Below are 20,680 nucleotides of genomic sequence, written 5' to 3'. Positions count from 1 at the left end.
CTGATGGCGTAGCGAGTCTGCTGAATTTACTGGCGGACGTGGCCAGAAGATTCAAGCACTAAGTCGCCTCAATGCCGTGGTCGTCGAAGCCTTGTCAGCATCCGCCGATATTCACGCCGGAGACCGAGTCGTGCCACGATTGTCCGTAGATTGCGCCCAGATCATTCGGAGCTGCCCCGTTCTGCAGGCAGATGAAAGGAGAAGTACCGGCCGAGCCCGACCAGTTCAACGACAGCCGGACGTTCATCCCGGTCCGGTTGTAAACTGAATCCGCGGCGTCGTTCGCTCCATACCAGCCAAGGAACTGCCAACCGCGGTCGCGAAACTGGTACCGAGAATTGTTGAAGTTGATGTCGCGCCAGAAACAGATGTACCCCGACGGGCAATCGGATTGCGCAGCACTCGCGGGGGAAGCGATTGCGGCCGCCCCAGAGACGGCTAGGGAAGTCATGGCCAGGACGGAAAGTAGACGCCGAGAAATCTTCTGCACTGCAACCTCCACATGGCTTTAGTGACCTCAATAAATAGAACGTAGGTGGTCGCTCTGATCTGAGGAACAGGGAAAACCCCCAACCTGAGCAATATCAACAATCATGATTCACGTTTCCAAGGAGATCGTTTTAAAGCTCGGCTGGCAGCTACACAGCGCGAATCGGCTGATCTTGCCAGAGGCTGCGGGCCCGGTTGACGAGTTCGCTGTCCACCGAGGGCTCCCTCGCCGCCGATGTCCGTGGGCACGGGGCCGACATCCGAGCTGCGCTGCCGTGCGGTTGGTCGCGCCGTGATCCGGCGGACCCACCGCGTGGCCGGGTCCGGTCACCACCCTCGGGGGACGATCGTGACCGGACGTCTTGGGCGGCCGTCACCCACGCGGGTGAACGACGACCGGCCGGAGCAACGGATGCTGACGTCGCCGGCTGTGGCCGCCGCAGCGGTTGGGCGCGTCGACATCTGCCGGGTTGAACCCGGCCGCCGCGATGACCGTCGCTGCGTGAGCCCGTGACCCGCAAGTCCGGCGGCTCATACAGAGGGGAAGACGTTCACCGGGTCTCCTCGCGAAGAAAACCGTCGCCCGCTCCAAAATGTCGACGTCCTCGCGCAGCCTGCGGTTCTCTCGCCGCAGCTGCGCGAGCTCGGCCCGCTCGCCTGAGGTCGGCCCGTCAGTGCGGGTGCCGGTGTCGAGTTCGGCTTGCTTGACTCATTCCCGCACAGCGGTCTCGGTCAGGTCGAAATCCTGGCTGACCTGCCGGACGGTGCGGTCTCCCCCGCTGGCACAACTCGACAATCTCAGCCTTGAACTGCAGGGTGAATCACTACGTTCCGCTGTCCGACCGACAGCTGGAACCGGCGCCGCAGACCTTCTGGCCGCTCGGCGCGGGTCCTAACGTGACGTGGTCGGCCCACACGACGAGGCAGGAGACGCGGGCATGGCGGAAGTCTGGGATGAGCACGACCTCAATCTCGAGGCGGTAGCTCGTGTGCTGCTCGTGCGACGAGGCAACGACCTCGACCAGCCGACGAACATCCACGAGACACTCGCCGGTGAGGTGGCGGCGCGCTCCGGTGTGATCGCCGAGCGGGTCGCGCCGGAACTCCGCGCGGTGCGGGCGGCGCGGCAACGCTGCGCCGCAGCAAGGACGCGGCCCTGGCTGCCCACCGGCCTGGCAGTGGCATCGCTGATCGGTACGCTCGTGTGCTTCACCTCCTCATTCGCTTCCGGGTTCGGTGACTGGCAGATCCTGCTGTCCTTAGCACTGCTGATCTTCACCGCGGGAATGGCTAGCTTGGCGGGCACCCGGCACCTGGAGGTACGCGGCGACCGCCGCCAGCTGAAGCAGGCGCAACAGGCTCTCGCGGCGGCGGCCGAGGACGCCGTCGGGGAGCTGCTCCGCGAACGCATCCTCGAGCGCACAGAGCCCACGCTGGCCTGGGGCAACACGTTCAAATCAACGTTCGCCCCGACCCTGGTCGGCATCGGCGTCGACAACGCCATTCCCTCAGCGTCCTACACAGAACTGGTCGAATTCATCGCACAGCACTCGACCTCCGCGATCGGTATCGCGGGACCGCGGGGCGTCGGCAAGTCAACGCTGATGGAGAAGATCATCCACGAACGGCGGCTGCGGCCAATCGGTGTCCGGGTCCCCGCTCCGAAGCGATACGAGCCGGGCGCCTTGATCCGACTGGTCCACAGCAGCCTCGCGCATGAGGTGCTCCATCCGGGGGTCGGCCGGTTACTGCTCTCCGAGCCCACCGGAGGCCGCCTGGCCGCCCTGCGCCGCCTGGTGGCAAGCGTTTTGGTACTACTGTCCGCCATCGCTGTGGTCGTGATATGGGCCAATGACCAGGCACGATTGTCAGAGCGCTCGGAGTCGTCCGGCTGGCGCGTCAGCACCGTCACCGTCCTGTGCATCGCCGCCGCCGGAGCCCTGCTCGGCATCCTGGCACGTGTGCTGTGGCTCGCCGGGTGGGCCATGAGGCCGGAGGTGGTCGCCGACCTGGGCGCCCGGTCCTCCCGAGACCGCGAGGTCCGCGCACTGGCCCGCCGGGAGCTAGAACACCTGCGGTACTCGTCTGCCACACAAGCCAAGAACTCGGTCAGCTGGAAGCTCGGCTTCATCAACGGGTCTGGCGAAGATCAACTGACCCTCACCGAACGCGCGCTCTCCGACGCCGACGCGGTAGCCCGTCTGCGCGAGTTCTGCACCGAGCTGGCTCGCACCGCAGACCAGCCAATCATCGTGGCCATCGATGAGCTGGACAAGATGGATCAGCCCAGCGACGTCGTCGCGGTGATTAACAGCCTCAAGGATTTGTTCCACCTGAGAAGACTGCACGTACTCGTGTCGGTCTCCACCGACGCGATGCACAGCTTCGCCGCTCGCGGCATTCTCGTGCGTGACGTCTTCGACTCTGCCTTTGACACCATAGTGGAGGTTCGGCGTCTGGAAACGAAGGAATCGCGTTCCTTGCTGTCCCGCAGAGCCACGCAGTTCTCCGTACCGGCCATGTACTTCTGCCATTGCTGGTCCGGCGGCCACCCGCGCGACCTGGTCCGGACGGCACGGGCCTGCGTCACCATCGCTGCGCGAGCCGAGCGCGACGCGACGCAGCAAGGTATGGATATCGCACCAGAGGTCCGGCTGGCCGAGGTCGTTGACGCCGTCCTGGTGGACGATGTAGCGGCAGTTCTCCAAGCGACGGCGGACCGCGTCACGGCCGATCACCAAAACCGTCCGCAGCAGAGCGACGACCCAGGCCGGCCCTCGGCGAGGCAGGACGAAGCGATCCGCGCCGCGGAGGACCTCATCGCTCTCCGAGACCTGCTGATAGAGGGCACCGGTCCGGTGCACCAGCGCATCAACGACGCGCTGAGTGTGGCCGAGTTGCCGACCCTCTCGGGCCCGGTGACTGAAGGCGAGCTACTCGTCCGAGCACTTGACTCCTACCTAAAATTTGCCCAAGCCGTGAGTAAGTTCTTCGCCCGTGAGCGGATGCCGGACCAGTGGCAGGACACGGCGACCACCCAAGCCGTCCGGCTGTTAGCCGAGGCGCAACCTGCACTCTCGCGGCATCCCGGCGAGGCGCGGCGAGCCATCGAGCGGGCAGTCGTGGCCATCAACGGCTGTCCTTCGACGCCATAACGGTGGCCACGTAAGGGCGAACTCACGTTCTGCCCCCACATCCAGGTCGGCCGGCCCCGAGCTTCGAGGATAGACATCGACGTCTATTCCGATCTCCTGGTGTGCCCGGTCGTCGTGATCAGCAGCGAGGCGGCACATCGCCTTTCGACCGCATCCGCACCCGGACAGCCGCACGCCGCACCGGCGAGGATGGTCAGGCCGATCGCTCCGGCCTCGTACAGCAGGTCCTTGTGGGCGACCGCCCAGTTCTTCGTCCTGTTCCAGCCGTCGCGCAGCGGCGCGGACGGGTTCGTCGCCACTTACCTGGGCCCGGCCAGGACGGCCCGGCCGTCCTGCTTCATGACCCTTCAGCGAAGCCCGGCCGACTTCGGCGACTTCGTTCAGGCCGGACTTGATGAATTTCGGTGTGTGTTTCTTCAGGATGGTGACGCCGGCTTGGAAACCGCCAGTCGAGGGTTTCGGAGCACGCCGGTGCCATTCCCGTTTCGGCTCACAGCCGCCCGACCCGATAGAGTGGGGCTGGTTCGCTACCGAACCGGGGCCGCCGTATCCGCTGCAGGCGATTCGGCCCCGGGCGATTGGAAAGGACGGACGATGGCCGGGGTTGCTTCGGTGGTAAAGCCGCAGATCACTTTTGGCAAATTCCAGAATGTCGATCTTCGGGTGGCACGGGTCCTGTCGGCACCTATTGCCGAGAACACGCGCTTTCCGTGCCGGGTGATCGAGTTGGATCTCGGCCCGTTGGGCAAACGCGTCTCGGTCGGCCAGTACGCGCTGATCGGCGAGGACGAGTTGGTCGGTGCGAACGTGGTGGCGTGCGTCAATCTTGGTGAGCGCGAAATGGGCCCGTACGTGTCGCAGGCGCTGGTGCTGGGAGCTCCGCATCCGGCGAGCCCCGAGGGGCAGGCCCAGGCGATCCCGATCGTGGTCGCCGGTGACGCCGTTCCCGGGGACGCCATCTACTGACGCGTCGCCGGCTCCCTGGCGTCCGTGCCGTCGCGGCCAACCACCGCCAGCCCGGCGACGATGGCCGCCATCCCGGTGAGGGTCCAGGGGGAGGCCTCCTCGCCGAGGACGAAGATGCCGAGTGCGCTCGCCATCAACGGTTCGGCGAGGCCGATGGCGGTCGCCGACGACACAGCTATGGTCCGTAGGCCACGGATCCACAGCAGGTACGGCACCGCCGTCGCGCCGATGCCCAGCCACAGGGTGACACCGATCCCGTTCCACGCGGTCAGCCACGTGAAGTCGTCACGGGCGGAGAGCGCGACGATCGGCAGACAGGCGAAACCGAAGAAGGTGCCGACCACGACCCGCCCGTCGACCCCGCGGGAGAGCAGCATCCGTCCGGCCACCGTGTACGTGGAGTACGCGGCGGCGGCGGCCAGCGCGTACAGCACTCCGGAGAGCCGGACGAGCACCGCGCCGCCTGGAACGGAGAGCAGCGCCAGTCCGGCGACGGTCATCGCGGTCCCGACCGCCCAGACGCGGGTGAGCCTTTCCTTGATCGCCAGGCCGAGCAGACCCGTGATCAACGGCGCGCAGCCGATCGCGATCAGGGTTCCGGTGGTGACGCCTGTACTGCGCACGGCGGAGAAGAAGAGCGCCTGGTAGGCGGCGACCGAACTGATCCCGACCACGGTGAGCGCCCAGGTGGAGCGGGTCCAACAGGCGGCCATCCCGGCGGTCCCGCGGTGGGCCAGGGCCCACGCCAGCAGGATCAGTCCGCCCGTGCAGAGCCGGGCGGCGGCTATGCCTAGCGCGGACGCCTCGGCCGGCGCGAGTACCTGGGTGGCGCCGGTGGTGCCCCACAGCACGGCGGCGACCAGTACCAGGAGGGCCCCCTGCCGGTTGGCGTCGGGAGTCGGGGTGATCCGCCGGTCCGGACCGGCGTGGAGGGATGCGGTTTGATGATCCATAGTTGTGCCTGCTGTCTCTTGTACCGGAGCCATTGAACGGATCTTGAACCTGTAGTAGCTTCAACACCGCCTCACTCTGGGTAGAGGCGAGAGACGCGGAAAGTAACTCCTCGGTGATGCACCTGGGCGCGACCGATAAAGTCTGGAACCGATGTTCGATCTTCGGCGACTCCGCCTGCTTTCTCATTTCGCCTCCCTGGGCACGGTCAGTGCGGTCGCAAAATCGGCGCAGCTGACTCCCTCTGCGGTGTCCCAGCAGCTTGCGACCCTGGAGAAGGAAGTCGGCATGCCGTTGCTGGATCGCAAGGGCCGTCAACTGACCTTGACTGAGGCCGGCCGGGTGCTGGTCAGCAGCGCCGAGCGCATCTTCGCCGAGGTGGAGCAGGCCAAGACCGAGCTCGCGCATCTGCGGGACGGCGTCGAGGGCGCCGTGCAGTTGGCGTCCTTTCCGAGCGTCTCCCGACTGGCGGTCCCGCAGGCCCTCGCGTTCTGCGTGAACGAAAGACGCCCGGTCGAGATCGGCCTGCACGAGATGGAGGCCCACGAGAGCCTGCCGGCGTTGCGCCGTGGCGAAATCGACCTCGCCCTGGTCGACGAGTACGACCCGTCGCCGGCGTTGGTCGAGCCCGGGACCGAGTTCACGCCCTTGTTCAGCGAACAGATGTATCTCGTCCTCCCGACGAAACACCCCCTCGCCCAGCCGGCCCTCCCCATGACCGCGTACGCGGCCGAGCCGTGGCTGACGTGCCAGGTGGGCACCCTGTGCCACGCGGCCATGGTCAGCACCTGCGTCGACGCCGGGTTCACGCCCGAGATCGCGTACATGAGCAACGACTTCACCGTCCTGCTGGCCATGATCGAGGCCGGTCTGGGCATCGGGTTCGTGCCGGCGATCACCATCGCCCAGACCCGGTACGACGTGCGGTGCCTGGTGCCGGCCGAGCGCCCGTTGCGCCGACGGATCTCGGTGGCGGTGCGCAGCGCCGCCCGCAGCCGACCCACACTGCGGCGGCTGATCAACGCGTTCACTGCGGTCACCGCCAATCTGGACGACACGGTCAGGCTCGGCACCACGGTTGCGGGCCCGGCTGACGGTGGGCGGGTGACGGCGCTGCACCATTGACCGCCTCGGCGGCGCAGGCGAGCGCCAGCTCGTCCAGTACGGTCCGTAGGTGCGTACGGAGGCGACGCACCGACGACTCGTCCAGCCCGTCGGCGGCCGAGGGGGCCCAGCTCAGCCCCACGGTCAACTGGTCGTCGAGGACCACGGCCGACACCTCCACCGGGTACGGCCGCTCGGCACGTGGAGAGCGCGCCTCCCACGGCACGGGCGTGCCGTCGGTCCGGAACCGGTCGCCGGGCGGGTCTAGGTCACCCCGGCCCAGGTAGTTGAAGCAGACCAAAGCCGGCGGCGTCGCCCTGAGTGCCGCCGCCGTCCCCGCGTCGCCGGCGTGCCGGCGCAGGACGCCATAGCCGGTACCGCCGTGCGGCACCGCCGCCAACGCCGCCCGCGCGGGGGCCAACTCGGTGGCCAGGCCGGTCGACGGCGCGCTGGGCCAGGCAACCGGGAAGACGGCGGTGAACCACCCGACCACCCTGTCCAGTCGCGGCCACCGGTGCCGGCCGTGGGTTTCCAGGTCGAACGTCACGGCCCCGTCCGGACGCCAGCGGGCGAGCGCGATCCCGACGGCCGCCGCCATGACGTCGTGGACGCACATGCCGAGCCGGACCGGAGCCGGACCGAGCAACTGCCGGGTCGTCGCGGCCGGGATCCGGAACGTCAGGAGTTCTCCGGCCTGCTCGCGCCGAGCCTGGCCGCGCGCGGCCAGGCTCGGCGCCGCCTGCCGCAGGCGCAGAACGGAGAGCCAGTAGGCCGCCTCGTGGAGGTCCGTGCCGAGTGGCGGCAGGGCGTCGACCCAGCCCTGGAATGTCTCCGCCGGCGCCGGCAGCGAGGGTTCCGCACCGCGTTCGAGGGCGTCCAGCGCGACCACCAGGTCGTCGAGGAGCACGTGCCAGGAGACGACGTCAACCACGAGGTGGTGGATCGCGACGACGAGGTGCGTGGCGTCGCCCTCCCGGTCGTGGATCAGCAGCGCCCGCAGGTGGTCACCGGTGGACGGAGCGAGGGACCGGTGCAGCCGGTCGACGGCGATGTCGCGCTCGGTGGTGCCGGTCACGTCAAGGGTGCGTACCAGCCGGTCGGCGGTGATCCGGTCGGCGGGCACCATCCGCACCCCGGTCCCGTCGTCGAAGAAGCGGGCGCGCAGGGCGGGGTGTGCCGCCAGGAGGGCCCGGAGCGCGGCCTCCAGGTGCGCCGGGGCGAGCGGCCGGAACACGCGGAGCAGCACGAACATGTTCCAGTAAGCCCGGTCCGTGCGGACCCGTTCGGTGAACCAATCGTGTACCGGCGCCGCAGCCGTCGCGGCCGTGGCCGGGCGGGTGCAGCCAGACTCCGGCAGCACCGGTCGGGCCGGCGACCTGCCCAGGTACTCGACCAGGTCCGCCAGTACCGGGTGGGACAGGAACTCGGCCACGGAGACCGGTACGCCGGCCCGGCGTAGCCGGGCCACCACCCGCATGGCGAGGAGGGAGTCACCCCCCTCATGCAGGAAGTGGCTGTCGTCCGTCGGTGGCGGGCCGCCCAGCGCCTCTGTGAAGCACCGGCGGACCAGCTCCGCCATCGGGGTGTCCGGTCGCAGCGGGGTGACCGGTCGGACCCCGGGCGACCGGGGGGCGGGGGCCGACGGGTGCAGCCGGGCCAGGGCCAGCCGGTCGGTCTTCCCGTTGGACAGCAGGGGGATCCTCGCCACCGGCACGAGATGGGCGGGGATCATGCGTCCGGGCAACCACGCCCCGAGGGCGGTACGCAGGCCCGTGGTGGTGAGGTGACCCGTCGGGTCGAACTCCACGAAGGCTGACAGTTCGGGCGTCCCGTCCGGGTCCCGTTCCCGTACGGTGACCGCTACCGCGCGGACGCCCGGCACATCGAGGATGGCGGCCTCGACCTCGCCGAGTTCGATCCGCTGTCCTGCGATCTTGACCTGGTCGTCGATCCGGCCCAGGTAGAGCAGTTCTCCGCCGGGCAGGCTACGGACCAGGTCACCGGTGCGGTAGACCCGGTCGGTTCGCCCCCCACCGAGGTCGACGTGGTGGAACCGTTCCCGGGTGCGTTCGTCGTCGTTCAGGTAGCCGTCCGCCAGGCTCTCCCCGCCGATGTGCAGCTCGCCGGTCTGACCGTCGGGCACCGGCCGTCCGGCGTCGTCCAGGACGTAGCACCGGACGTTGTCCAGCGGCCATCCGATCGGGACGGTGGCCTGGTCCGCCAGGGTGGCGGCGTTCTCGGGCACCGCCCGGTAGGCGGTCGCGAACGCGGTCTCGGTCGGGCCGTAGAAGTTGTAGAGCGGTTCCCGGCGGACGCTGTGGAAGGCCCGTTGCAGCACGACCGGCAGCTTCTCGCCGGTGCTCATCACCGCCCGCAGGGACGTGTTCCGGACAAATGTCTCGGTGTCCGTCAATGCCCGGAGCTGCGCCGGGACGGTGTGCAGGACGGTGACCCGGTAGTTGTCGACGGTCGCTGCGAGCAGGTCGGGATCACCCTCGGCACCGGGGGGCGCGACGACCAGACAGGCCCCGGCGGCCAGGGTGGAGAACATCTCGTACGCGCTCACGTCGAAGGTCAGCGGTGTCTTGAGCACGAGGACGTCGTCGGGCCGCAGGCCGAAGGTGCGCACACAGCCGCGGACGTTGTTCGCGACCGCACGCTGGCTGAGCCGCACGCCCTTCGGAGTTCCCGTGGAGCCCGAGGTGTAGAGGATGTGTGCGGTGCAGTCGGGGGTGGCGTCGCTCGACGGGGCGTCCGTCGTGGACGCCTCGGCCTCCAGGAGCAGGTCGTCGAGGGCCACGTCCGACCCGGGGCCGGGTGGTGCGGTGTGCCCACCGCCGGTGACCAGGAGGTGGACGCCGCTGTGCCGGCGGACGTACGCCAGCCGTCGGACCGGGTGGCCGGGGTCCAGCGGGACGTAGGCCGCACCCCGGCGCAGGACCGCGAGGATGAGCGCCACGCACTCGGCCGACCGGGGCAGCAACAGCCCGACCCGGGTGCCGAGGCCCACCCCGCGTTCGCGCAGCGCGCCGGCCAGCCGACCGACCCGCCGGTCGAGCTCGGTGTAGGTCCAGCTCTGTCCCTGGCCGCGCAGGGCACAGCGGTCGGGATGGGCCTCCACGCTTCTGCGTAGCAGCGTGTCGACCGTCCCACCGGTTGGCGTCTCATTGCCAGGCACGCCCGACCTCCTGCATATCTCCGCGATTCGGCACGATCATCATCCGTCGTTCGGAAATTGTAAGGGGATTACCCTATTCGTGGACCTTCCATTTGGCGCAGAATCGCTAAAAGCTCGATGTAGAAAATCTTAAATTGATTTACGCCATAGATGCCGATAGAAATACGGGAGTCACTTGACGGTCAGTGTCTCCAGAATGAAGAAGAGCAGGGGCAACAGCGGTAGTTCGGTTCCGCCAAGCCGAGCAGCGAGCACCTCGCAGCGCAGCGATCCGGTTGCTGGTTCTGCTCAGTCGGTCTGGTTCTGCTCGAACATTCGTTTCGGTTAGGGGAGATCCATGTCATCTACCGACCAGTTCGCCGACACGATTACCTATCACTCGACCTGGTACCGCGAGTACCGCCATCTTCGAGGGGTCGACGAGGTCAAGAAGCGGCTGGAACGCGACGCCCTGTTCCACGCGCTCGCCGCGCGCGGACAGCTCACCGGCCGGATGCTCGACGTGGGCACCGCCACGGGCCGGTACCCGATGCTGTTCGCCCGCGCCGGATGGCGCAGCGTCGGCCTGGACGTCGCGGACGCGGCGGTCGCCATGGCCCGGGAGGAACTGCGCCGGTCCGACATCACCGACCGGGTGGAGCTGGTCTGCGGGGACATCCGTACCGTCACGTTTCCGGAGCAGAGCTTCGATCTCGCGACCTTCATGATGGGCACGTTCGCTCACATCCCGGACGCCGACCGGATCGAAACGCTGGCCACCGTCCACGGCCTCCTCGCCCCCGGCGGATCTGTGGTGATCTCGAACTGGAACACCTCGTGGCCGGACGGACGGATGCTGTCGCTCTACGGGTCCGCCGACCGCGAATGGCTGCTGCGGGCCACGCCGTCGCCGGAGGAGACCGCGGCGATGCTGACCGCCGCCGGTTTCGGCACGGTCGACGTGCAGCACTTCTGCCCGTTCACCGACGCGCAGATCGACCACTGGATCGGGTCGCACGAGGACTCGCCCGACCGTATCCAGGCATACATGCTGAACAACAACATCTCGACCCCCGGCCAGATGTACCTCGTCGCCGGGGCCAAGGACGACGCAGGGACCGGGGAATGAGCGCCGAACCGACCCTGGCGTGGGACGACGGAACCATCGTCACGGTGGACCAGACCGCGCTGCCGCACCGCCGGAACGTCCTGCGCATCACCACGGTGGACGAACTGATCGACGCGATCGCCCGACTCGCGATCCGGGGAGCCCCGGCGCTGGGGATCGCGGGCGCCCTGGGCGTCGCGTTGTCCGCGTACCGGCACAGGACGGACGAGCCGGTACGCAGCGACGCCGCGCGCCTGGCCGCGGCCCGGCCGACGGCGGTCAACCTGGCCTGGGGGGTCGAGCGTGCCCTGAGCCGGCTGGCCGAGGGCGCCGACGCGGTGCTCGCCGAAGCCATCGCACTCGCCGAGGAGGACGAGCGGGTCAACCGGGCCGCGTCGTCCCGGGCCGCGGATCTCCTGCGGGGGCTCTGCCCCCGGCCACGGCTGCGGATCCTGACCCACTGCCACACCGGGCGGCTGGCCACCGGCGGGGTGGGTACGGCGCTGGGTGCCGTACACCACCTCGCCGAGCACGGCCAGGTCGAGATGGTCTTCGCCACCGAGACCCGGCCGCTGCTCCAGGGGGCCCGCCTGACCGTGTGGGAGCTGCGCGACGCCGCCATACCTCATCGACTCCTGGTGGACTCGGCGGCGGCGAGCGCGCTGGCCGCCGGGCTGGTGGACTGCGTCGTGGTCGGTGCCGACCGGATCGCCGCCAACGGCGACGTCGCCAACAAGATCGGAACCTACCCGTTGGCCGTCGCGGCGGCCCGCCACCGCGTGCCGTTCGTGGTCGTCGCGCCGGAGTCGACCATCGACGAGGCAACGCCCGCCGGGGCCGCGATCTCGATCGAGCAGCGGCCGAGCGACGAGGTGACCTCCGTCGCCGGCGTCGATACCACCTGCGCCGGCACAATGGTGTTCAACCCGGCCTTCGACGTCACGCCGAGGGACCTGGTCACCGCGATCGTGACCGAGGACCGCGTCTGGTACCCCGCCGACCCGGGCGCCGGTGACCTGGCGGACCGGATCGACCGGCTCGCCACGGTGGTCGAGGACTTCCCCCGGCCCGGGGTGCGGTTCCGTGACCTGGCCGGTGTCTACGCACAGCCGGCGACGCTCGGGGCGGCGGCCCACGCCGTGGCCGCCGCGTACCGCGACGCGTTCAGCCACGTCGTCGCAATCGAGGCCCGCGGCTTCATGCTGGGCACCGCGGTCGCGCTGGCCGCGGAAAAGCCGCTGGTCCTGGTCCGGAAGGCCGGCAAGCTACCCGGCCCGTTGCGGTCGGTGAAGTACGACCTGGAGTACGGCGAGGACGTGCTGGAGATGCAGGAGTCCGCGATACCACCGGACGGGCGGGCGCTGATCGTGGACGACGTGCTGGCCACCGGCGGCACCCTGGCCGCGGTGGCGAAGCTGGTCACCGAGAGCGGCGCTGCGGTGGCCGGGTTCGGCGTGCTGCTGGAGCTGGCCGGGCTGGGCGGAGGCCGTCGACTGCACCCCCACCGGTTGGTCGCGCTCCGGACCGACCGGTCATGACGGCGCATCCCGCGGACGTCGTCTCCACCGCCTCGTACGGCGCCGCTGCGGACCCCTACGACGCCGCCGGGCTGAGCGCGACGGCGCGGGCCCTCTACGAGCGGGGCTGGATGCCGGGCACCTCGGGCAACGTCTCGGTCCGGTCCGGAGTCGACGCGGTCCTGATCACCGCCAGCGGGCTGGGCAAGGGGCGGCTCACCTCCGCCGACACGGTGCTCGTCCGGGCCGATACCGGTGCGCCGGTGCGACCCGGCTCGCCCCGGCCCTCCGCCGAGACCTGCATCCACCTGGCCGTCTACCGGGCCTTCCCGACGGTCGGGGCGGTGGTGCACGCCCATCCGCCGTACGCGACCGCGCTGGCGAGCCGCAGGTCCCGGGCCGGAGGCGGGCCGGTGCGCTTCACCGACCTGGAGTTGATCAAGGGGATGGGTCGGTCGTACCTGGACAGCATCGAGATCCCCCTGTTCGCCAACTGGCGCGAGGTGCCCCGGATCGCGGCGGAGGTCGGTGAGCACTTCGCCCACCCGGCGACCGACCCCGCACCCGCGCTGCTCATCACCCACCACGGCGCGACCACCTGGGGAGCCGACCTGGCCGAGGCGAGCGACCGCCTCGAGTGCCTCGAAGCGCTTTGCCAGCTCGCCCTCCTTATCGGCGACTGACCGACACCCATCGGACGGCAGCGACTCAGTTAGGAGCACACCATGACACTGCTGCAGATCATGCCCGACGACGACGCCCGGACGGTGCTGGAGCGCACCGATCGGCCCGACGAGATCCGCGCGGCCCTCAGCCCGCTCAACGTGGACTTCGAGCAGTGGGAACTCGATCGGAAGGTGGCCCCGGACGCCTCGCCCGAGCACGTTCTCGCCGCCTACCGGCCGGAGGTGGACCGGATCTGCGGCCAGGGCGGGTTCCGGCTCGTCGACGTCGTACGGATGAAGCCCGACGAGACCGACCCGCAGTGGTCGGACAAGGCCCATGCGGCGCGGACGAAGTTCCTCTCGGAACACACCCACGACGAAGACGAGGTGCGGTTCTTCGTCGAAGGGTCCGGCTGCTTCTACCTGCACGTGGGCGCGAAGGTGTACGCGGTGGTGTGCGAGGCGGGCGACCTGCTCTGGGTGCCGCGGGGCACGTCGCACTGGTTCGACATGGGTGACCGGCCGCAGTTCACCGCCATCCGGTTCTTCGAGGAGGAGGACGGCTGGATCGGCAACTTCCTGCCGGACAGCATCGCCAACCGGTTCCCCAGCCTGGACCAGTTGCGCACGGCTCGGCTGCCATGAGCCGCGCCGTCGTCCTCGACGTGGAGGGCACCACCAGCTCGGTCGGCTACGTACACGACCGATTGTTCCCGTACGCGTCCCAGGTGTTGGGGTCCTGGGTGGTGACCCACGGCGGCGAACCGGCGGTCGCCGACGCGCTGCGGTCCGCGGCCAGGATCGCCGGCCGGCCGGACGCCGGCCGGGACGAGATCGTCGACCTCCTGCGGGACTGGATCCAGCGGGACGCCAAGGTCGCGCCCCTGAAGACCATCCAGGGGCTGATCTGGCAGGACGCCCTCGCCGACGGCGCGCTCGTGTCACACGTGTACGACGACGTGCCGCGGGCCCTCCGAGCGTGGACGGCGCGGGGGTGGACTGTGCACATCTTCTCGTCCGGGTCGGTGGCCGCGCAGCGGGCGTGGTTCCGGCACAGCCCGCACGGCGACCTGCTGCCGTACCTCACCGGGTTCTTCGACCTGGAGAACGGCGGCGCCAAGCGGGAACCGGACTCGTACCGTTCGATCGCCCGGTCGATCGGCACCGACCCGGCCTCGATCGTGTTCCTGTCCGACGTGGCCGCCGAACTGGACGCGGCCCGGGCGGCGGGCTGGCACACCGTCGCGGTCCAGCGGGACGACACGCCGCCGGTGGGTGGCGACCATTCGGTCGTTACCACCTTCGACCAGCTCGACCTGCGGGACGACCTGACCGGCGGGCCGCGGCCGGTGGGCCACGGCCTACCGGCCGCGCGGCCCGGTGCCGGGGGGCCGCGATGATCCGAGGATCCGCCTACCCGACCGGCACCGGCTCGGACACGACGATCTTCACCGAGATGACCGCCCTGGCGCAGCGGACCGGGGCGGTCAACCTCGGGCAGGGCTTCCCGGACACCGACGGCCCGCCGGCCATGCTGGAGGCGGCCCGGACCGCCATCGCGGCGGGCGCGAACCAGTACCCGCCGCTGGCCGGGCTCCCCGAACTGCGGGAGGCGATCGCCGCCCAGCGGGCCCTGCGCTACGGCACCCACTATGACCCGGACACCGAGGTCCTGGTGACGACGGGAGCAACCGAGGCCCTGGCGGCGGCCTTGCTGGCCCACTGCGCGCCGGACGACGAGGTCATCGTCTTCGAGCCGTACTACGACTCGTATGCCGCCAGCATCGCCTTGGCGCGGGGTCGGCGGCGGGTCGTACCGATGCGGCCCGACGCCACCGGCCGGTTCGGGTTCGACCCCGGCGACCTGTCGGCCGCGGTCTCGCGCCGCTCCCGGGTTCTGCTGCTGAACAGTCCGCACAACCCTACCGGCACGATCTTCAACGCCGAGGAGCTGGCCGCCATCGCCGCCTGCTGCCGGCGCAACGACCTGGTCGCCGTCACCGACGAGGTCTACGAGTACCTGACCTACGACGGTGCCGTGCACACCCCGCTCGCCACCCTGCCGGGGATGCGGGAACGGACGCTGTCCATCTCGTCGGCGGGGAAGACGTTCAGCGCCACCGGGTGGAAGGTCGGCTGGGTGTGCGGTCCAGCCCCTCTGGTTGACCCGGTGCGGCGGGTCAAGCAGTACCTGACCTTCGCCTCGGGCACCGCCTTCCAGGTCGCGGTGGCGCAGGCACTCGGAACCCAGCAGCCCTGGGTGCGGGCCCAGGCGGCGCGGCTGCAGGCCAACCGGGACCGATTGCGGGCCGGTCTGGTGGCCACCGGTCTGACACCGTACGCATGCCAGGGAACGTACTTCCTACAGGCCGACATCCGACCCCTCGGCACGGCGGACGGCATCCGCTTCTGCCGGGAGCTGCCGCACCGGGCCGGGGTCGCCGCGATCCCGAGCGCCGTGTTCTACGACGACCCCGCCGACGGGCTGCCGATCGTCCGCTTCGTGTTCTGCAAGGAGCCGGAGGTGCTGGACGAGGCGGCGCGCAGACTGGCCGACCTCACAACGCCGTACCGCCAGGAGGCAGTATGACCACGCAGGCACGACCCGACGTCGGGATCATCGGCGGCACCGGGTTCTACACGCTGCTCGCGGAGAGCGAACAGATCACGGTCGACACCCCGTTCGGCCCACCGAGCGGTCCGCTGACGGTGGGTGAGGTGGGCGGCAGGACGGTCGCCTTCCTCGCCCGGCACGGCGCCGACCACCGCTTCCCCCCGCACAAGATCAACTATCGGGCCAACATCTGGGCGCTGCGCGCCGTCGGGGTACGTCAGGTCCTCGCGCCCTGTGCCGTCGGCTCGCTCCTGCCCGAACTGGGGCCGGGCAGCCTGGTGGTGCCGGACCAGATCGTGGACCGTACCTCCGGGCGGCACCGGACCTACTACGACTCGGGCGCGGTACACGTCTCGTTCGCCGATCCGTACTGCCCCGTCGGCCGGGAGACCGTGCTGAAGACCGCCCATGAGCACGGCAATCCGGTGACCGACGGAGGGACCACCGTGGTGATCGACGGACCGCGCTTCTCGAGCCGGGCCGAATCGCGGTGGTACGCCCGGCAGGGGTGGTCGCTGGTCAACATGACCGGCCAACCCGAGGCGAGCCTGGCCCGGGAACTCGCCCTGTGCTACACGTCCATCGCCCTGGTGACCGACCTGGACGCCGGCCTCGCCCCCGGCGACGAGGTCCAGCAGCAGGACGTCTTCCAGGTCTTCGCCGAGAACGTCGAACGGTTGCAGGCCCTGCTGCTACGGGTGGTCGACGCGCTGCCCCGCAAGCCCGCCTGCCGGTGCGGTGCGGTGCTGGATGGTATCGATCTCCCGTTCGAGCCGGCCTGAGCGGGGAACCGGTGTCCGACCTGCTGGCCCGTCTGGAACGGCTCCCGTTCTCCCGACCACACCTGACTCTGCTCGCCATGGGAGGCCTCGGGCTCACCTTCGACGGCCTCGACGTCGCCACAGTCGCCTTCGTCCTGCCCTCCATCACCGAGAAGTGGCAGCTCAGCAGCGGCCAGACCGGTCTGGTCGGCAGTTCCACGCTCATCGGCTTCTTCTTCGGTGCCCTCGGTGCCGGCATCATCGCCGACCGGATCGGCCGGCGTCGGGTGATGATGTGGGCGCTGGCCGTGTTCTGCCTGGCCACCCTGGTCGCGGCGGTCTCTCCCAACTGGGAGTTCTTCTTCCTGGCCCGGATGGTCGCCGGCATCGGCACCGGGGCCGAGTCGGCGATCATCCCGGCGTTCCTGTCCGAGTTCGTCCCCGGGCGACTCCGTGGCCGGTTCATCGGTGCGCTCGCCGGCTTCTTCTCCTTCGGCTACGTCGGTGCCGCTCTGCTGGCCCGGTGGATCGTCCCGATGGGGCCGCAGGGATGGCGGGTGCTCCACGTGGTCGCGACCGTGCCCATCGTCCTGTTGCTGTGGTGGCGTCGGTCCGCGCCGGAGTCACCCCGTTTCCTGCTCGCCCAGGGGCGGACCGACGAGGCCCGCGCCGTGGTGGAGGCGATCGAACGGCAGGCAGCGCGGGCGCCCGCCATCCGGCCGCTCTCCCCCGCCGCTCCGTCCCCCACTGTCGCCCCGGCCGACCCCCCACCGGGTACCGCGCCGCGCCGGCAGGTTGGCATCGGCGGGCTGTGGCGACGGGACCTGGCCGGCCGTACCGCCCTCCTGTGGATCCTCTGGGTGGTGATCACGTTCTCGTTCTACGGCTTCTTCACCTTCATACCGACCCTGCTGTACGCGGACGGGCTCACCATCGCGAAGAGCTTCACCTACTCAATCGTGATCTACCTGGCCCAGATCCCCGGCTACTACTCTGCCGCGGCGCTCAACGACCTGCTGGACCGCAAGTGGACGATCGCGCTGTACCTCGGCGGCGGTTCGGTGGCCGCGTACCTGCTGTCCGGGTCGGATATCTCCGCGCAGGTGATGATCTTCGGCGGACTGCTTTCCTTCTTCATGAACGGGGTCTACGCCGCGATCTACGCGTACACCCCCGAGCTGTACCCGACCGCGATCCGGGCGCGGGGCATGGGCACCGCGTCGGCGGTCGGCCGCATCGGCGGGATCTCCGCGCCGATCCTGATCGGGGCGACCTATCCGGTCATCGGTTTCGACGGCGTCTTCCTGGTCACCACGGGAGTGCTCGCCGTCGGTGTGGTGGTGGTCCTGGTCTTCGGGGTGTCCACCAGGGGGCGGGCGCTGGAGGAGATCAGCGACAGCCGGTCGGCGACCGCACCCACGCCGGACGGGGCACACGGCCCCGTCGCTGTCGGCAAAGAAGGAAGGAGTCCCCGTGTCGGCCCGAGATGACCGGAAGACCTGGCTGTTGGTCAACGCGACCGTGCTGGACCCGGTCGCCGGCACCCTGACGCCGGACCGTCGCGTCCTGGTCGTCGACGGGCTGATCGCCGAGGTGGGCGGTGCCGAGGTGCGGCACGCGAAGGCGCCGGTGGTGGACCTGGAGGGGGCCACCCTGATGCCCGGACTCATCGACGGCCATGTGCATGTCACGGCGGCCACGGCCGACTTGTCCGCGCTGCCGGACCTGTCGCACTACTACGTGGGGGCCCACGCGTCCCGGGCGCTGCACGACATGCTGATGCGCGGCTTCACGACGGTCCGTGACTGCGGCGGCGCGGACCACGGCCTCGCCGACGCCATCGCTGAAGGCCTCGTCACCGGGCCCCGGCTGTTCTTCGCCGGCAAGGCACTCTCCCAGACCGGGGGCCACGGCGACGTACGACGTCCCGGCCGCGACGTCAGGACCGTCCCGTACTGCTGCCCCGACTTCGGCCGGGTGTGCGACGGCGTCGCGGAGTGCCGCCGCGCGGCCCGCGACGAACTTCGCAAGGGGGCGCACCACATCAAGATCATGCTGGGTGGCGGGGTCACCTCGCCGACCGACCGGATCGACGCCACCCAGTTCGCACTCGACGAGATCACCGCCATCGTGGCCGAGGCCCACGCGGCGGGGCGGTACGTCGCCGGCCACGCGTACACGGCGGAGGCGATCAACCGAGGGCTGCGGTGCGGAGTACGGAGCATCGAACACGGCAACCTGCTCGACGACAGCAGCGTCGTACTGTTCCGTGCCACCGACGCCTATCTGGTCCCCACCCTGGTCACCTACCAGGCCATCGCCCGGGACGGCCGGGCCGCCGGCATCCCGGAGCACGTCCACCGCAAGGTGTACGACGTGCTCGACGCGGGCCTGGGAGCGTTGGAAACCGCGCACCGGGGTGGCGTCAACATCGTCTTCGGCACCGACCTGCTGGGTGGGATGCAGCGCTACCAGCTCGACGAGTTCCAGTTGCGGCGGGAGGTGCTGAGACCGCTCGACATCATCCGCTCGGCCACCTCCACCGCCGCCGCGATGCTCGGCGCGGAGGGCACCCTAGGGGTGATCGCCCCGGGTGCGTACGCCGACCTGATCGCGACGGACGGCAATCCGCTGGAGCACCTAGCGGTGCTCACCGAGCCGGCCAAGTACCGCCGGTTGCTCATGATGGCGGGGCAGTTGCTGGCCGGACCACAGGCTCGCTGAGCAGAGCGGCCGAGCAGGGCGGAACCTGCCGGGGTTCGGCGCTACGGATCAGAAGGTCAGGGGTTGGAGTCCCTTCGGGCGCACAAGATCATTGAGGGCTTGAGCTGCGAAAACGTGGTTCAGGCCCTTGGTGTTGTCCGGCCCGTGTGGACGGTGGGTGTCGTGCGGGTGCCTCATGATGCCGTTACTTTTCGTGACGATGCGGGTGTCGGCGGGAGCGTGACCTGCGGCTTCGCTTCTTAGCGGCCAGCCGTTTCTCGGAGGGTGTTTGTTTTTCATCGCGTCCGGCGGCCCGGTTCCGGCGGCTTTTTCCTTGACGCGTCGGCGGGTGTGCTGGGCGGCGCGAACCCGCGCGGGATCCGCTTCCCGCTGTCCGCGGTCCTGGCTGTCGCGGTCTGCGCGGTCATGGCCGGTGCGTCCTCGTTCGCGGCGATCACCGACTGGCTGGATGACCTGGATGAACACGGCCGTGGCCGCCTCGGCTTCGGCGATACCGTCCCTGTCGTCACGACGATGTGGCGGCTGCTGACCCGGCTCGATCCGACCCTGCTGGCAACCGTTCTCGCCGGCTGGCTGCATACCCGGACCCGCCCATCAGCCCCGTCACGCCGCTATCGCCGGGTGATCGCGGTAGACGGCAAACCCTGCGCGGCGGCCTTCGACCACTCGCCCCGTTCACGTTCGCTGCCGAGCAGTATGACCAAGTGTTACGGCCGCTGCTCAGCGCACCCCTCCAAGACCCACGATCACCCCCTCGGACGTGGACCGCCGTGCGGTCAGGCGGGCTCGGTGGGCTAAAGAACCTATGATGTACGGCCATGGAGAAGGAGTCCGACGGGAAGGATCCGGCCCCGGATAAGGTGGTCGAAAAGGATGAGCCGGAGACGCCGCGCGAGCCGCCGGACACGCTGTGGGTTGAGATGGAAGAGGTACGCGGTGACCGGTGGCCCGAAGTGTTCGGTGGCGGGCGCGATTGAGCGAGCAGGGTAAAACCTATGCGGCGTTCGTCGAGGCTGAGCTCAAGACCGAGCGGGAGCGGCGCACGATCTATGACACGCGAGGCCAAGCGGTAGTGACCACGTCGGCGGGACTTGTCACGCTGCTGGTGGCGCTCGCGACCTTGGTGCGGCAAGGCGGGCCGAAGGCTTTTCCCGGGGCTGCCATCGCGCCACTGGTCGTCGCGCTGGTGGCGCTGGCCGGTGCGGCCGCGCTGGGCATCCTGGCGAGCTGGAACTTCAGGTATGCCGTGGTCAAATCCACCACTCTCGGGGTGATGACCGGCGCGCACTGGACCGATCATGAGGTGGACGCCCGCAACGTCGTGGCCACGGCACAGATTCGCAGCTTCCACTCCCTCCGCGAGGCCAACAACCGCAAGGCGTTGCTCCTCACCGGCGCCCTGGCCTCCCAGCTGCTCGCCTTGGTGGCCCTCGGCGCGGTGGTGCTCGTCGTGGTCGTCGCGGCGTGAC

19 protein-coding genes are annotated in these 20,680 nt (G+C 69.6%); 15 read left to right on the top strand and 4 right to left on the bottom strand.

Going from position 1 to position 20,680, the window contains the following annotated elements; translation table 11 throughout:
- Nucleotides 1–94: 94 nt before the first annotated feature.
- Nucleotides 95–490, bottom strand: a complete 396-nt coding sequence (locus Afe05nite_RS41630) for a peptidase inhibitor family I36 protein (protein WP_203822872.1) — start codon at nucleotides 488–490, stop codon at nucleotides 95–97.
- Between the two features lie 937 nt (nucleotides 491–1,427).
- Between Afe05nite_RS41630 and Afe05nite_RS41625 the strand changes: the two genes are divergently transcribed.
- Nucleotides 1,428–3,644, top strand: coding sequence for a P-loop NTPase fold protein (locus Afe05nite_RS41625; RefSeq protein WP_203822871.1), 2,217 nt, complete (start codon nucleotides 1,428–1,430; stop codon nucleotides 3,642–3,644).
- Nucleotides 3,645–3,727: 83 nt separating this feature from the next.
- On the opposite strand, the gene Afe05nite_RS41620 is transcribed toward Afe05nite_RS41625, so the two are convergent.
- On the bottom strand, nucleotides 3,728–3,943 hold the full coding sequence (locus Afe05nite_RS41620; protein WP_203822870.1) for a hypothetical protein: 216 nt from the start codon (nucleotides 3,941–3,943) through the stop codon (nucleotides 3,728–3,730).
- Between the two features lie 295 nt (nucleotides 3,944–4,238).
- Between Afe05nite_RS41620 and Afe05nite_RS41615 the strand changes: the two genes are divergently transcribed.
- Entirely contained in the window at nucleotides 4,239–4,610 is a 372-nt protein-coding gene (locus Afe05nite_RS41615; RefSeq protein ID WP_203822869.1) for a hypothetical protein, read from the top strand.
- On the opposite strand, the gene Afe05nite_RS41610 is transcribed toward Afe05nite_RS41615, so the two are convergent.
- On the bottom strand, nucleotides 4,604–5,563 hold the full coding sequence (locus tag Afe05nite_RS41610) for a DMT family transporter (RefSeq protein WP_203822868.1): 960 nt from the start codon (nucleotides 5,561–5,563) through the stop codon (nucleotides 4,604–4,606). The two genes, Afe05nite_RS41615 and Afe05nite_RS41610, sit on opposite strands and share 7 nt — an antisense overlap.
- 151 nt (nucleotides 5,564–5,714) lie before the next feature.
- Between Afe05nite_RS41610 and Afe05nite_RS41605 the strand changes: the two genes are divergently transcribed.
- Nucleotides 5,715–6,686 carry a LysR family transcriptional regulator gene (locus Afe05nite_RS41605; protein ID WP_203822867.1) on the top strand — a complete coding sequence of 324 codons (972 nt, stop codon included), beginning with the start codon at nucleotides 5,715–5,717 and terminating at the stop codon, nucleotides 6,684–6,686.
- On the opposite strand, the gene Afe05nite_RS41600 is transcribed toward Afe05nite_RS41605, so the two are convergent.
- Entirely contained in the window at nucleotides 6,622–9,843 is a 3,222-nt protein-coding gene (locus Afe05nite_RS41600; protein ID WP_203822866.1) for a non-ribosomal peptide synthetase, read from the bottom strand. The genes Afe05nite_RS41605 and Afe05nite_RS41600 overlap by 65 nt on opposite strands.
- A gap of 337 nt (nucleotides 9,844–10,180) precedes the next feature.
- Between Afe05nite_RS41600 and Afe05nite_RS41595 the strand changes: the two genes are divergently transcribed.
- From Afe05nite_RS41595 to Afe05nite_RS41540, 12 genes are all read left to right on the top strand, one after another.
- Entirely contained in the window at nucleotides 10,181–10,951 is a 771-nt protein-coding gene (locus tag Afe05nite_RS41595) for a class I SAM-dependent methyltransferase (RefSeq protein WP_203822865.1), read from the top strand.
- Nucleotides 10,948–12,468 (top strand): S-methyl-5-thioribose-1-phosphate isomerase, encoded by a 1,521-nt coding sequence (mtnA, locus tag Afe05nite_RS44375; protein ID WP_239118610.1) that lies wholly within the window; start codon nucleotides 10,948–10,950, stop codon nucleotides 12,466–12,468. The genes Afe05nite_RS41595 and mtnA overlap by 4 nt, the downstream gene beginning before the upstream one ends.
- Nucleotides 12,465–13,130: a methylthioribulose 1-phosphate dehydratase gene (gene mtnB / locus Afe05nite_RS41585; protein WP_203822864.1), complete on the top strand. Its 666-nt coding sequence runs from the start codon at nucleotides 12,465–12,467 to the stop codon at nucleotides 13,128–13,130. Before mtnA ends, mtnB begins: the two co-directional genes overlap by 4 nt.
- A 42-nt stretch (nucleotides 13,131–13,172) precedes the next feature.
- A complete protein-coding gene (locus Afe05nite_RS41580; protein WP_203822863.1) occupies nucleotides 13,173–13,757 on the top strand; it encodes a 1,2-dihydroxy-3-keto-5-methylthiopentene dioxygenase in 585 nt (194 codons plus the stop codon).
- A complete protein-coding gene (gene mtnC, locus Afe05nite_RS41575; RefSeq protein ID WP_203822862.1) occupies nucleotides 13,754–14,512 on the top strand; it encodes an acireductone synthase in 759 nt (252 codons plus the stop codon). The genes Afe05nite_RS41580 and mtnC overlap by 4 nt, the downstream gene beginning before the upstream one ends.
- Nucleotides 14,509–15,702, top strand: a complete 1,194-nt coding sequence (locus tag Afe05nite_RS41570) for a pyridoxal phosphate-dependent aminotransferase (protein WP_203822861.1) — start codon at nucleotides 14,509–14,511, stop codon at nucleotides 15,700–15,702. Before mtnC ends, Afe05nite_RS41570 begins: the two co-directional genes overlap by 4 nt.
- Nucleotides 15,699–16,508: an S-methyl-5'-thioadenosine phosphorylase gene (locus Afe05nite_RS41565; protein ID WP_203822860.1), complete on the top strand. Its 810-nt coding sequence runs from the start codon at nucleotides 15,699–15,701 to the stop codon at nucleotides 16,506–16,508. The genes Afe05nite_RS41570 and Afe05nite_RS41565 overlap by 4 nt, the downstream gene beginning before the upstream one ends.
- 11 nt (nucleotides 16,509–16,519) lie before the next feature.
- Complete coding sequence (locus tag Afe05nite_RS41560) at nucleotides 16,520–17,977, top strand: MFS transporter (protein ID WP_203822859.1); 1,458 nt, start codon at nucleotides 16,520–16,522, stop codon at nucleotides 17,975–17,977.
- Nucleotides 17,961–19,211, top strand: coding sequence for a metal-dependent hydrolase family protein (locus Afe05nite_RS41555; RefSeq protein ID WP_203822858.1), 1,251 nt, complete (start codon nucleotides 17,961–17,963; stop codon nucleotides 19,209–19,211). Before Afe05nite_RS41560 ends, Afe05nite_RS41555 begins: the two co-directional genes overlap by 17 nt.
- A gap of 405 nt (nucleotides 19,212–19,616) precedes the next feature.
- A complete protein-coding gene (locus tag Afe05nite_RS44370; RefSeq protein ID WP_239118612.1) occupies nucleotides 19,617–20,009 on the top strand; it encodes a hypothetical protein in 393 nt (130 codons plus the stop codon).
- 20 nt (nucleotides 20,010–20,029) lie between these two features.
- Nucleotides 20,030–20,188: a hypothetical protein gene (locus Afe05nite_RS41545; protein ID WP_203822857.1), complete on the top strand. Its 159-nt coding sequence runs from the start codon at nucleotides 20,030–20,032 to the stop codon at nucleotides 20,186–20,188.
- Nucleotides 20,185–20,679 (top strand): hypothetical protein, encoded by a 495-nt coding sequence (locus Afe05nite_RS41540; protein ID WP_203822856.1) that lies wholly within the window; start codon nucleotides 20,185–20,187, stop codon nucleotides 20,677–20,679. The genes Afe05nite_RS41545 and Afe05nite_RS41540 overlap by 4 nt, the downstream gene beginning before the upstream one ends.
- The last annotated feature ends 1 nt before the right edge of the window (nucleotide 20,680 follow it).

It is taken from the genome of Paractinoplanes ferrugineus (assembly GCF_016862195.1).
GTDB classification, from domain to species: Bacteria; Actinomycetota; Actinomycetes; order Mycobacteriales; family Micromonosporaceae; genus Actinoplanes; species Actinoplanes ferrugineus.
Note: the sequence above shows the minus strand (reverse complement) of the source record. Positions and strands in the feature narration are given on the sequence as shown.

Excerpts from the sequence above, each read along its gene's own strand:
- Afe05nite_RS41605 (WP_203822867.1), top strand. The coding sequence starts at position 5,715 with ATGTTCGATCTTCGGCGACTCCGCCTGCTTTCTCATTTCGCCTCCCTG.
- mtnB (WP_203822864.1), top strand. The coding sequence starts at position 12,465 with ATGACGGCGCATCCCGCGGACGTCGTCTCCACCGCCTCGTACGGCGCC.
- Afe05nite_RS41580 (WP_203822863.1), top strand. The coding sequence starts at position 13,173 with ATGACACTGCTGCAGATCATGCCCGACGACGACGCCCGGACGGTGCTG.
- Afe05nite_RS41615 (WP_203822869.1), top strand. The coding sequence starts at position 4,239 with ATGGCCGGGGTTGCTTCGGTGGTAAAGCCGCAGATCACTTTTGGCAAA.
- Afe05nite_RS41570 (WP_203822861.1), top strand. The coding sequence starts at position 14,509 with ATGATCCGAGGATCCGCCTACCCGACCGGCACCGGCTCGGACACGACG.
- Afe05nite_RS41610 (WP_203822868.1), bottom strand. The coding sequence starts at position 5,563 with ATGGATCATCAAACCGCATCCCTCCACGCCGGTCCGGACCGGCGGATC.
- Afe05nite_RS41565 (WP_203822860.1), top strand. The coding sequence starts at position 15,699 with ATGACCACGCAGGCACGACCCGACGTCGGGATCATCGGCGGCACCGGG.
- mtnC (WP_203822862.1), top strand. The coding sequence starts at position 13,754 with ATGAGCCGCGCCGTCGTCCTCGACGTGGAGGGCACCACCAGCTCGGTC.
- Afe05nite_RS41595 (WP_203822865.1), top strand. The coding sequence starts at position 10,181 with ATGTCATCTACCGACCAGTTCGCCGACACGATTACCTATCACTCGACC.
- Afe05nite_RS44370 (WP_239118612.1), top strand. The coding sequence starts at position 19,617 with ATGGCCGGTGCGTCCTCGTTCGCGGCGATCACCGACTGGCTGGATGAC.
- mtnA (WP_239118610.1), top strand. The coding sequence starts at position 10,948 with ATGAGCGCCGAACCGACCCTGGCGTGGGACGACGGAACCATCGTCACG.
- Afe05nite_RS41625 (WP_203822871.1), top strand. The coding sequence starts at position 1,428 with ATGGCGGAAGTCTGGGATGAGCACGACCTCAATCTCGAGGCGGTAGCT.
- Afe05nite_RS41545 (WP_203822857.1), top strand. The coding sequence starts at position 20,030 with ATGGAGAAGGAGTCCGACGGGAAGGATCCGGCCCCGGATAAGGTGGTC.